Source organism: Sphaerospermopsis sp. LEGE 08334 (genome assembly GCF_015207205.1).
In the GTDB taxonomy this organism is placed as follows: Bacteria; Cyanobacteriota; Cyanobacteriia; order Cyanobacteriales; family Nostocaceae; genus Sphaerospermopsis.
This window is the reverse complement of record NZ_JADEXH010000015.1, coordinates 42,841-55,359: the sequence shown is the minus strand read 5'-3', so window position 1 is coordinate 55,359 and position 12,519 is coordinate 42,841. Positions and strand designations below refer to the sequence as shown.

Genomic DNA, 12,519 nt, shown 5'->3' with positions numbered 1-12,519 from the left:
GCTTTTATGGTAGAGACACAGCCAACACCTGCATCTGTTTCGTCAACTACACCTTTGGGCGAATCAAGTTGGTGGGAGTTTTCCATCGGTTTAGATATTCATGGGTTGGTTGCTGGTGTGGATGAAGTGGGGCGTGGTACGTTATTTGGTCCTGTAGTTGCGGCCGCAGTGATATTACCGCCAGCAGCTTTGCCACAACTGATGGCTTTGAAAATTAACGACAGTAAAAAGTTGTCTAGTTCTCGCAGAAATCAGTTAGCACAGGAAATTGCTGGGCTTGCTTTGGACTGGAAAATTGGTTATGCTGCTACTGCGGAAATTGACAAGATCAATATTTTGCAAGCAACACTGTTAGCAATGAAGCGGGCTGTACTGAAGCTAAAGGTACAGCCTGAGCTTTGCCTGGTTGATGGCAATCAGATGGTAAAGGATTTGAATATACCGCAACAAACTATTGTCAATGGAGATGGGCGATCGCTCAACATTGCAGCTGCTAGTATTATGGCTAAAGTTTGGCGTGATGATCTGGTGCTGCGTTTAGCATCTAAGTATCCTATGTATGACATAGAAAACAATAAGGGTTATGGCAGCCCGCGACATTTGCTGGCTTTGCAAAAATACGGTCCATCACCCTTACATCGTCTCTCTTTTCGTCCATGTCAATTATCAGGGAATAGGGAATAGGGAACGGGTGACAGTGAAGAAGTTTTTACCAATTACCCATTACCAATTACCCATTACCCATTACCAATCATTCAAAATTTAACAATCCCATTTCTGTATTATCACTAGCAATTTCTTTTGTTTGTGTTTGTGATATTACCCAATGGCGATAATCAGCGAGGAGGTGATGCAATAATCTTTGTTTAATGGTCAACAAAACGCTTTTAAGTAAACCATTCCCTGTGGTTTCCAAAATCGACTTGGGAGTCAGGGAAAATGGATGAGGAATATCTACCAACACTTCTAGATCGGCTTTTCCTTGTAGCCTTGTGTCATTACCATTGTGGTAAGGTGATAAATACCCTTTTAAATTGAGAGCAAAACGCTGGTTAATATACTCAAAACCTCTGATTTCACACCCTACAGAACGTAAATAAATTGTTCCGTGGGCATCCGTCCAAACTCTCATATCTACAGTAGGTTGAATACTTAAGGACATAAAAGCCAGAGGACGCATTTTTAAGCGAAACACTTCCTCAGATAACTGCTGAATCCTACTATTGTCAGCTAAGGTTCTAACTAGACGTTGAGGCTGACGCAAGTAGTGCTGAATAGGGATAGGTTGCTTGGGGACAAGAATTTCGACCGATTGAGAGGCAGTAAACTTGGTAGCCATGAGTAGATTAAAGCAATATTTTTTATTGTAATATTTTTTAATAAACTATATTGGTTTGCATAAAATCAATAAATTTATTCATAATCACTTAAAAGAAGGCAGAAAGTAGGGGTTTAGCACTGCTAAACCCGTACAGGAATCAGGATACAGAGAAGAAAAATTTTTTCCTTACTTTCTGTAATCTAAGTACAAATCTAAAATCTAAAATCTAAAATTGTCATGAATAAATGTAAACATCTGGCGATCGCATATTTAGGACCTCCTGGAACTTACTCAGAACAAGCTGCTTCTTTTTATCTCAACTGGCTAAAAAGCAATCAAGAGATAGAAGCTACCTTATCACCTTATCCTACCATTGCCAAATCATTACAAGCGATAGCTACAGAACAAGCTGATATAGCTGTCGTACCTGTGGAAAATTCCATAGAAGGCAGTGTCAGCATGACAATGGATAGCCTGTGGCAGTTAGACAGATTGCGAATAAAACTGGCTTTGGTTTTACCTATCAATCATGCTTTAATTTCCTGTACTAATCAATTAGAAAATATTAAAACAGTTTATTCCCATCCCCAAGCATTAGCACAATGTCAAAGTTGGTTGGCCAAATTTCTGCCCAATGCCAATTTAATAGCCAGAAATTCTACTACTGAAGCACTACAAGGACTACCGCAAGCACCGGAAACAGCAGCAATTTCTTCTCAGAGAGCCGCCCAACTTTATAATTTACCTATTATTGCTAGTGGAATTAACGACTATCCCGAAAACTGTACACGCTTTTGGGTAGTGGCTAAAGAAAGTACGGGAAATAATGGTTTTAACCCTACTCACACATCCTTAGCTTTTAGTGTACCTGCAAATCTTCCTGGTGCATTAGTTAAAGCTTTAGAAGTATTTGCTCACCTAGGAATCAATCTCAGTCGGATTGAATCTCGTCCTACTAAGCGTTCCTTGGGAGAATATTTATTTTTCATTGATGCAGAGGCGGCAGTCAGTTCACCATTAATGACTTCAGCTTTAGCAGAATTAAACAGTTTTACGGAAGTGCTAAAAATTTTTGGTAGTTATAGTGTCTTGACAGTTACCGATTAATATCATCTTCTGCTAATAATTTAGGACTTACGCACTGTACAAATTCACCATCATGTGCATGAACGAAAATTCGTCGTTTCAGGCTTTTGGCGATTAACTTCCGATCAATAGCGAACTGCTTGCAGCAGCGCTTCGCTATCGCTCAAAAATCATCAAAAAATCATGTTAAAAAGCCTGAGACCCATACCTCATATTTGGTTGATCCTGTCAATGCGTAAGTCCTATTCTATTAATATCATCTACTACTAGAGAATTTTCGTCTACCTATGACAGCTTTGAGCTTTGATTCTGGTTGTAACTGTATCAACAGATAAAATCAACACACTCCGAATAATTAAACAAACAATTAAAGTAGAGACATTATATAAAGCCTCTACTTTGTTATTTAATATACTTTTATTACCTGTGTTTTATCTATTTGGTTTAGCTAAAACCAATACCCAATAATGACTATAGGATGTTCTAGGGGCATTGAGAACAAAACCGACTCCAACTTCTGACACATCAGGATTCAGCATATTTGCACGATGTCCAGGACTATTCATCCATTGTTGAAATACTTGAGATGGGGTTCTGCTTCCTGCTGCAATATTTTCAGCTACAGTTGAGTAAGAATAACCCACACTCCTAACCCTATCCCAAGGTTGAAATTGATACTTGTCCTTGGAGAGTGAGTAAAGAAGTTGCAAAAGCTAAAAATTGAGTTTGTAACATAGAATTATGTCCTTGTTGAAAATCAATAAATGCTTAAATAAAAAATTTGCTTTTGAAACACAAAATAGAACATCATACATATCCAAATTTAATTTACTCTTTGGGTGATGCTGAATCTTGCAATTTTTGTAGTCTTAATTCTGCTTCATTGATTTGTTTCTGGATTAACTGAAGTTGTCCCTCGGCGATTTTTTTTTGTGTTTCCAGTAATTCTGTTTCTTTAATAATTTTTTGCATTCTAACTTTATGTGAATTAGTTCTACCGGGCTGGAAAATAAATCCAACATAGTAGTTAGGACTTTAGTCCTCATCTTATCCGTAGTAATTAGGAATTAACCATAAATAAAAAACATCAATGGCTGAGGTTTTCTCATTAGGGAGTTTGAGAAATTTGTTTTCTCAAGTATTAACTTGATACTGGGATAAAACAGGAAATAAACACTAAAGTTATCGGTGTCCATATCTGTCCGGACTTTGGTAATTTTGGGTAAGTTTTCTAGAACGGTCGAGAGCCTGTTTTTCAAAGCTATCTCTATTTTTCTGTTCAGAAAAAGGTAAAAGCTGCCAATTTAAAAAATGTAAAAGCGGCAAGTTTATTTGATCAGGAAAATGGCTTTCGATCATTAATTTAGGGGACCGCATCAGATAATTTGATCTATATGAAGTATCATCATCATCCCAGGTTGTATCAACAAATTGCCAATTCCCTTCAATCTCAACTGCATTCCAAGCGTGACCTGTCAAACTATCTTTAGACTCAGTAAGTTTTTTCCAAAAAGGAATTGAATCTTGGATTAGTTCTAGACGAACTCTTCCTTCAATGTAAACAACATTGGCATCAATTTGTCTTGCTAATGCCTCGAAAAGACGTGCATATCCTTCGCAAACTGCTTTGCGAGTGTGAAAAACTGTTCGTGGGTCTTGGGGATGTCTTATCCCTTTATTCAAAGCTTCTTCATCATAAGTAAGCCAGTTAATCACAAAGTCATGTACAGCTTTAATTCTTAAATAGGAATCTGGCTCATTTTCAACAATATACTTAGCCACTGATTGGATGTTTTTTTCCGCACTAGATGGCATATTAGCAATAAGTGGATGAATTGTTGTATAATTTTTATGGAGCAAGGCTGTCTTTACTTGAGGAGGTTTGGGTCTGTGTATTAGATAACTGACTAAATTACCCCATCCATAGGGATTAGTATAGTGAATCAAAACTATTAATACTGAAATAACCGTTAACTTTTTATGTTTTAGATTTTTCCAGTAACTAAACTTATCAAGTTGTATTGATTGACAATACTTTCTGAATGACGGATGTTTAATGGTACGAAAAATAATGACAACTGCCAAAATTAATATGACGGTTGTTATTAAGTTCGGAATCATGCTAGTAGTTAAATGGGCTGTTCTGAGGATTATTTTTCCTTGCAACCATAAGTAGATAAACCATATAATTAAGAACAGAGTTAGTAAACTAACTCCGATTATTAGGACTATTTGTTTTTTCTTTCGCTGCTTACGTTTACGGACTTCTTGACGAAAAAGTTCTGCAAAATTTTTACGCATAAAACTCTCCCTGATCTCTAAAATGTGCTTTGATTACTATAGGCGGGCTCAATGTGTTGAGAAAACTCCCCCGCAGTGAAATACCCTCAATTATTTATTTTCAGATGGGGTATTTTGTAGTTGTTTTAATTTTAATTCTGCTTCATAAATTTGGCTTTGAACTAACTGAAGTTGCCCTTGAGCTAGATTTTTTGTATTTCCAATAATTCTGTTTCTTTGATAATTTTTTGCATTCTGATTTTATGTGAATTAACCCTGTTCTGTCAAAAATACAACCAAACTCTGTAAAGAAAAGTAAACAAGGCTAAAACCCTTTTTCCCCTGCCTTATCCCAACCACAATTTTTAACGCCAACCTACTTATATCATTTTACTTTGAAGCTGCACATAATTAAGACAACTCCAAACTATTGCTATATCTGAATTTTAAGATTTTCAATTCTGTGCAAGCTCAATGAAAATTGATATTAACTAACTTCAATAAAACTAGGACTTACGCACTGTACAAATTGACCATGATGTGAATCAACGAAAATTCGTCGTTTCAGGCTTTTGGTAATTAACTTCCGATCAATAGTGATAGCGAGGTACTGCTGCAAGCAGTTCACTAAAAAATCATCGAAAAATCGGGTTTAAATCCCTGAAAGTCATACCCCCTATTTGGTACTTCCTGTCAATGCGTAAGTCCTAAAAACCAGCAATTCTCATTTTGAAATAAGTTTGCGTTATTTCAACAATACCCGGATTCATTAAGAATTGTAAAATCCTATGAATACAAGGGTTTTAATGTCATGAAACCTTAAAATGAGAATTGCTGCAATAAAATAATGAAGCTAGACAAAAAAGCTATTTTATCTTTGAAACGTAACGTTTGTAATCAAGGAGTTATTACTGCGAAAATCTATTTTTAATCCACGCTGATCACCGGTAATCATCGCTCTATCGAAAGTTCCACATCCGGGTACGCATACAACATTTTCAAACGCAGCACCCTCGTAAGAGGTTGATTTTATATTTCCTCCATCATAGTAACTATGAACCATTTCGACCAACCTGGGTCTAAAATTAATTGGCACTCTAGCTGTTTGAACTGTGTTACCGTTAATAACAAGTCTAACTGTGTTGCCAACAGTTTGTAGAGCTATATTCAAACTGCCACCAGTTACGTTTCGCAATTCTTGCCCTGGAGATCCCGTATTCTGACCACAGTTCATAAAGCTACGCCATATTCCCTCTTTACGTCCTTTTTTGCCATACGAAACACCAGCCCCACACCCCTCGCCTAAATTGAAATAAAAAGCAGCATAACCATATGGAGAGGTCTCTATAGTTCGAGGTAATTTGAGAACTCCTCTAATTGATTGATAGGGCTGACTGCTTGATGAAACTGCTTGTCGCTTGGCGGCAGCAGTAGTTTGAGCGTAAGATTCAGAATGTGAAATTAAGACCGAACCAATAGCAATAGAACTAACCAGTAATGAAGTGCTTAAAACACGGTGTGTTAATAGTAAGATGTCAGCCATTTTTGTTTACCTCAATTGATGATTTTGAGTGTTGTTTACTGAGGGATATGGAAGAGCAAAAAATACTTATGGAATAATCAGATGTTATTGGGAGTAAAGTTCGGTAAATATGAAATTCACTACCCAGTTGACAATGACTTACAAGTTTTTATTGGGAGTAAAATCCGGTAAATATGAAATTCACTACCCGGTTGAGAATGACCTACAAGTTTTTATTGGGAGTAAAATCCGGTAAATATGAAATTCACTACCCGGTTGACAATGACTTACAAGTTTTTATTGGGAGTAAAGTTCGGTAAATATGAAATTATCCACTTTTCGAGATATCTAATAACAAAAGGAATCCATATCTACTTGTGATAAATACAATCATCATGAGGGATTATAATTTTAAATTAGGAGCGATCACACGGATAACAAAGATGTGATAAAATAAAAATTAGTTACTTAAAATGCTGATTACTGCGGTGTTTCTGATATGTGGTAGCACGGTTCTTGAAGTTGAGTTAACGGTTTTTCTTGAGATGGTAGTACATTGATATTAAATACAGCACTTTGCGTAACGATTAGGTACAAAAATTTAGGGCATATCATTACATCAAATTGAAAATGAGATATAACCTGTACCAGATAGACGCGCAAAATGCTGTATACGTGACAAAATACTACATACACCAACGGCAGAAACAGCGATCGCCGATGATATGATCTTACTCATGTCAATTCTCCTTTTATTAATTAGTAACAAAGGATTTACCGTAAATCCCATCAACTAATTGGGAGTAAATTTAGATAAATATGAAATTATCCGCTTTTGGGGATAAACAATATCTCAATTCATAAATTGCCCATTATGATCCCAATATCAGATAGAAAGACTAAATTTAATGGAGTGTGCAAACCATACAGTCACGCTCTAAATTCTGCATAAATTTAAATAAGTATAAACTATTGCCAGGGTTATCATGTCTAATAACATACTTGAGGCTAAGTTCTACACGCGAATAATAGGCATCAATCCAGATTTCAGTCCGCAAATACAAGTGGATAACAAATTAAAGCGTAATCTTGAATCATATCAAAGGAGGACTCAAGAATTTGAATCATTATACCAACACGATGATCCTCAACAACTAGTAATTTATTGGATGCAAATAATTTTTGATAACCAAGTGGAAACACAAACAGTAGAAATGGCATGGCAGTATTTACAATGTTTTTGTGAAGAAAGCATCTACAAAGCCACAAGAAAAGTATTTGATAACGATAAGTATCAGCAAGACAAAAAATATGAATTAATGTTGAGTGGCTTATTTATTGCTCGTCAATTTGTTTATAATTCAGAGGAATTTAAAGTTGTGATTAATAAATATGATCACAAAAAAGGACTGTTTGAATACTATATTAAAGCAGTTTTAGAAAATGTTATTAAAGATAAGTTGGGGCTGAAATTTTCTACGTGGCGTATGTTGATTAAATGTAGTAAAAAACAATTAAATCAAGCTCTGGCAAATAATGGAATAAATAATGGTTTAATAACCAAAATTCAATTTGCACGTACTTTTTTCAAAGATGTTTATACTCATCATAGGATTGCCAATAATGTAGCCAGGAAGTTGGGAGATAAATACCCAGATCCACAGGAATCTGACTATGAAGAGTCTGTGAAAATATACAATGAAAATAGAGTGCTTCCTTCTTCCCCCGACGAAGTTTTTATCAGTCAAAATATTACCACTGAAACATTGAAAGAATGGATAGAAATTTGCAATACATCTCTATCTAATTATTTTAATCCACAATCAAATGTTTATAATTACCAAGACAATTATACTAATAGTCAAAAAAGGAAAGATGCAGATAAAATTAACCCACTGGGGTTAGATTTGCAATTAGTTATCCAAAGATTCAGTAATTTAAACACAACTGATAAAAAAATAGTAATTCTCACTTATGGTTTCAAAATGAAACAGCAAGACATAGGCAATATTTTTTCACTTACCCAAACTGCAATTTCCCACCGTGTTAAAAACATCAAAATCGAGTTTATGGATATATTGATTGAAAGTTTATACCAATCTGTAACCCCTGAAACGTGGATAAATAACTATATAGATAATTGGTTAAATAGGTTGGGTGATAGTTATCATAAACCTTTGGACTCTAATTATCTACGTCGTATTTTAATAGAGGTTGTAAAAACATTAGATACTTCAGAAAATCGGTTATTAGAATTGAAATATGGACAAAGAATAGATGATTGTCAACTTACTATGAAGTTGAATATGACTGAGGAAGATTTACTAAAAATGATCAATCAAATTCAAGGTAAACTAGAACAAGGGTTGCTTAAAAAACTGGAAAAACTTGTTCACGACAGTTTAGAATTAGCATTGTCCGCTTTTTCTCAAAAATTAATTGACAATGCTTGTTTAAATTTAAATATTTGTGAAACCGACAGAAATAGATTAAAGTTAAGCATTTCCGAAAGAAAATGGCAGAATCCAACTATAGATATAGCTAATTCAATATTAGATAAAATAATATGTACATATAGAAAAACATAATTTCTATTATTGTCTTCAGGCATTTTCATGACAGAAGTTAAATTTACCCCAATTACGAGGCAATTATGATTTACAAATTAGCCGAACACAAGAACGAATACTTACACTTACCTATCTTACCATCTATTCAAGAACAGGCATGGGAACAATCACAGCACCATTCTCATACTATAGCTCGTCATAATTCCTATATAAATTACCTGAGTTTATATACATTAATTGACTGGTTTAGAAATGAACAAACTCTAGCCGAACCTGTAATATATCCCAGTGCAAAAAGTTTATCTAGTATATGGGAAGTGGTAAATGGTGCGGGTATTAAATTAGGGGAAAGACAAATAGTAATTATTCCCTGTGAAATAAGTGAATTTGAGGAGTTTTCTGTTCCCCAAGAATGGGTAGATATTCCCGAATGGGTAGGAGACTATTATCTAGCTATTCAAGTAAATTTAGAACCAGAGGAAGATGAATGTTGGATAGAAGTATGTGGTTTCACAACCCATAGTTATTTAAAAAACCTGGGTAAGTATAATTTCCATGATAGAACCTATGCAATTACAGTAGATAATTTAATCCAAGACATCACAGTCATGGAAATAACATTACCACTAGAGATGAAAGCAGAAATTCCCGAATTACCACATCTATCAGCAGTAAAAGCTGAAGAATTGTTACAAATGTTCGCTAATTCATCCATCTATTCGCCTAGACTGCGCGTTAATGATATAACATTTGAGGAGTGGGCTGCATTATTAGTTAATGACTCTTGGAGGCAAAAACTCTACGAGCAACGTATGGGTAAATTAGTAACATCGTCTAATCTTGTATCTACTAATACAACTAAAGCGGCTCAAGGTATCAGTAGTAAAATAGACCATATCGTGGCATGGATTACAACCACATTAAAAAATATCCGTGATTTAGTAGAACCAATTTTTGAACATGATTCAGAAATTTTGATCCCAGAACTTAAAAATGCACATTTACCTATTGCTTATGAAGCAGAACCAATTACCTATTTTCAGCCCCTTGATGCCTTTTTAGAATATTTAATACCAGATCCAGTAATAGACGATCCAGTAATAGTAAAACTTGGTAATTGGGTTCAGGGTAAATTTGAACTTGATTGGCAACCTCAATGGGATTTACTGGAGAGAATGACAGTAATAAGTAAAAAAACTCCAAGTCCAGTGATGAGAGATATAAATCTGGTTTTGGAAACCCCTAGCGAAAAGGATTTAGTCAATAATATCCGCAATACCCAGGATGATAACAAGCGTTGGCAATCGGCTGAGTTGTTATGGCAAAACAATCCCCAACATTCCGCTTGTCCTATTATCAGCGCTAAGGATTTAGGGGTTTATCTACTGGGTTATTCTCTAGCTTTGATGGTGGGAATTATACCCAAGTCAGACGGCGAGATACTAATCATTCTGCGTGTTTATTCCTTGGATGAAGAACCGTATTTACTACCAACTGGATTAAATCTGACCATAACGGATCTAAGGGACAATATTGTAGTAACAACAATGGAATCACAGACAGGAGACATTTATATCGAGTCTAAAATAAATGGAAGTTCAGGCGAATATTTCAGTGTCACAGTAACTCTGAATGATAGCAGTTTTACCCAAGAGTTTGTAATTTAAACAACAACTAAGTTTCTCGGTAACTATGTTCTGAAATAATCCTGAGATATTTGTGATAAATCATGCTTAAATAGGAAAATAGGCATGATTTTTCCTCCATCTACCTCATTTGTTGTTCTATGCTTAACCTTGTACTTAAAGTTAATTCAGGTAGTTTTGATACAGGATTTTCGGGAGAATTACTTGATGACAGTAGTCCAGCGACTACGGAATTTACATTTCCCGCATCACCGGAAATGCCACAGCTATATAAAAAATGGCAAGATGGATCACGAGAAAACACTAGGCTTCGTTTAACTAAAGCTGGAGATGCACGTTTAACATCGCACTCAAAAAAGTGTGAAGAAGCTAAAAGAGCATTAGAAGATTGTAGTCAAAAATGGTTTAGAGATGGAAATTTCTCTGCGCTGAGTGAAAAAATTAAAAAGAAAATTCCACCTAATACAACTGTTGTCCGTATTAATCTTGTTTTTAGTCACTTTGATGTAAATAATGATGATAATGATATCCTCCGTAGACTTCCCTGGCAATTATGGACAGACTCATTGAATTTAAGTAAGACTAGTAATACTATTAAGAGTACGTTTGCTTTATCAGGATATGCTTTATCAGAATGTTTCTCTCAATCTAAAAAAAATAGTCATGGTTATGTTTTAAAATCACCCGTAAAAATTTTAGCGATTTTCGGTAGCGATGAAAATGGCTTAAATCAACAGCCTGAGAAAGAACAATTGTATAAGTTAAAAAATAATAATGGTGTAAGGGTTCAAATTGAAGAACAACCAAATAGAGATAGAGTGAATGAATTATTATGGCATTCCAAGTGGGATATTTTATTTTTTTCAGGACATAGTTCTAGTCAGGAAAGAACTGGAACAATTCAAATTAATGATAGCGATTCTTTATCTTTAAATGATCTTAAGTCAGCACTAAAAGAATCCGTAGAAAAAGGTTTAAAAATAGCAATATTCAATTCTTGTGATGGGTTAGGAATTGCAAATGTTTTGACACAGGTAAAAGTTCCGGCTGTAATTGTCATGAAAGAACCTGTCCCAGATAGTTTTGCCTCTAAATTTTTCTTAAACTTTGGGGAAGAGTTTCTTAAAGGAGGTCAGCAGTTGTCTTTAGCAGTTCTTAAAGCTACGGAAATGTTAAACATAAAAGAAAATGACTTTCCCGGAGCAACATGGTTACCTGTGATTTATTATTCCCATCGAAATCAGCCGGACTATATTTGTCCGACTCCAGGTGTAATAACCCGTTTGTTGACTTTCTTATTTAAGTTTTTCTCCCCACGACCAAATGTAATTAAAACCGGGGTTTCTAAAATAATTAACACTTTTAAATCAAAAAAGACTTTGACATCAAAAAAGATATTATTTGGTTTAACTGTAATTGTTACCGCTTCCATAATTGTTGTATTAAATCTAATTCGACAAGCAGACTGTAGTGGTTGGAAGTGTACCCTCAGGTCTATAGAATTTAGTTCTGATGGTAAATACTTAGCTATTGTCACTCTCGATGGGACAGGGCAACTATTTGAAACAGATAAATTACCTCTAAAAGGAACAAAAGATGAGAACATAATAGGTGAATTACGGAAAACAACTCCTTACTGTAAATTAACATCAGATGATAGAAAAGAGGCAACTGATTTAGAGTATGTTAAATTTGATAATAACAGTAATTATCTTATCACCGGTAAAAACACATCACAATCAAAGCCACGTTTTTCAATTTATCAAATAAATAACAATTTCTTTGAGCAGTTAATAGGAAAAGATCCATGTCATAAACTTCCTGATGATTTTAAATTTGGAGGTGAAAAAGTTAGCTTTCATATTTCAGGAAACCCGAAGCAAACTATAAAAGTTGACAAAGAAAACAATAATATAACTATAACAACAGATGAAGAAACGATACCTGATAAAATAAACAAAAATAATATGAAGCTAGTAGCTACTTTTAATAACGGTAAGGGAGAGTTAAAAATTGAATCGGCGAACAACAATCGAGATAAATAGAGCAATACCTTGTCCATTTTCTGTAGGTTGGGTTAAGCGACAGCGCAAC

Annotated in this window: 10 protein-coding genes; 5 read left to right on the top strand and 5 right to left on the bottom strand. The window is 34.9% G+C overall.

The genetic code is table 11. The features are described from left to right. Positions 1 to 6: 6 nt before the first annotated feature. Entirely contained in the window at positions 7 to 684 is a 678-nt protein-coding gene (locus tag IQ237_RS10580) for a ribonuclease HII (protein ID WP_194054836.1), read from the top strand. A 67-nt stretch (positions 685 to 751) separates the two neighbouring features. Here IQ237_RS10580 and IQ237_RS10575 read toward each other — a convergent pair whose 3' ends face one another. After that, positions 752 to 1,339 carry a DUF1997 domain-containing protein gene (locus IQ237_RS10575; RefSeq protein ID WP_194054835.1) on the bottom strand — a complete coding sequence of 196 codons (588 nt, stop codon included), beginning with the start codon at positions 1,337 to 1,339 and terminating at the stop codon, positions 752 to 754. A gap of 219 nt (positions 1,340 to 1,558) precedes the next feature. Between IQ237_RS10575 and pheA the strand changes: the two genes are divergently transcribed. Continuing rightward, positions 1,559 to 2,428 (top strand): prephenate dehydratase, encoded by an 870-nt coding sequence (gene pheA, locus IQ237_RS10570; RefSeq protein WP_194054834.1) that lies wholly within the window; start codon positions 1,559 to 1,561, stop codon positions 2,426 to 2,428. Between the two features lie 410 nt (positions 2,429 to 2,838). Here the strand turns inward: pheA and IQ237_RS10565 are convergent, their stop codons facing one another. The 4 genes from IQ237_RS10565 to IQ237_RS10550 form a co-directional block, all read right to left on the bottom strand. Continuing rightward, complete coding sequence (locus IQ237_RS10565) at positions 2,839 to 3,117, bottom strand: CAP domain-containing protein (protein WP_194054833.1); 279 nt, start codon at positions 3,115 to 3,117, stop codon at positions 2,839 to 2,841. Between the two features lie 118 nt (positions 3,118 to 3,235). Next, positions 3,236 to 3,379, bottom strand: a complete 144-nt coding sequence (locus tag IQ237_RS10560; RefSeq protein ID WP_194054832.1) for a DUF5320 domain-containing protein — start codon at positions 3,377 to 3,379, stop codon at positions 3,236 to 3,238. A gap of 210 nt (positions 3,380 to 3,589) precedes the next feature. Beyond that, positions 3,590 to 4,708, bottom strand: coding sequence for a transglutaminase domain-containing protein (locus IQ237_RS10555; RefSeq protein WP_194054831.1), 1,119 nt, complete (start codon positions 4,706 to 4,708; stop codon positions 3,590 to 3,592). Positions 4,709 to 5,558: 850 nt separating this feature from the next. Continuing rightward, on the bottom strand, positions 5,559 to 6,230 hold the full coding sequence (locus IQ237_RS10550) for a hypothetical protein (protein ID WP_194054830.1): 672 nt from the start codon (positions 6,228 to 6,230) through the stop codon (positions 5,559 to 5,561). A gap of 965 nt (positions 6,231 to 7,195) precedes the next feature. On the opposite strand from IQ237_RS10550, the gene IQ237_RS10545 reads away from it, so the two are divergent. From IQ237_RS10545 to IQ237_RS10535, 3 genes are all read left to right on the top strand, one after another. After that, the gene (locus tag IQ237_RS10545) at positions 7,196 to 8,797 is read left to right on the top strand and encodes a hypothetical protein (protein WP_194054828.1); all 1,602 of its coding nucleotides are present in this window, start codon (positions 7,196 to 7,198) and stop codon (positions 8,795 to 8,797) included. A 65-nt stretch (positions 8,798 to 8,862) separates the two neighbouring features. Beyond that, positions 8,863 to 10,446 (top strand): DUF1822 family protein, encoded by a 1,584-nt coding sequence (locus IQ237_RS10540; RefSeq protein ID WP_194054826.1) that lies wholly within the window; start codon positions 8,863 to 8,865, stop codon positions 10,444 to 10,446. Positions 10,447 to 10,565: 119 nt separating this feature from the next. Further along, entirely contained in the window at positions 10,566 to 12,470 is a 1,905-nt protein-coding gene (locus tag IQ237_RS10535; protein WP_194054824.1) for a CHAT domain-containing protein, read from the top strand. The last annotated feature ends 49 nt before the right edge of the window (positions 12,471 to 12,519 follow it).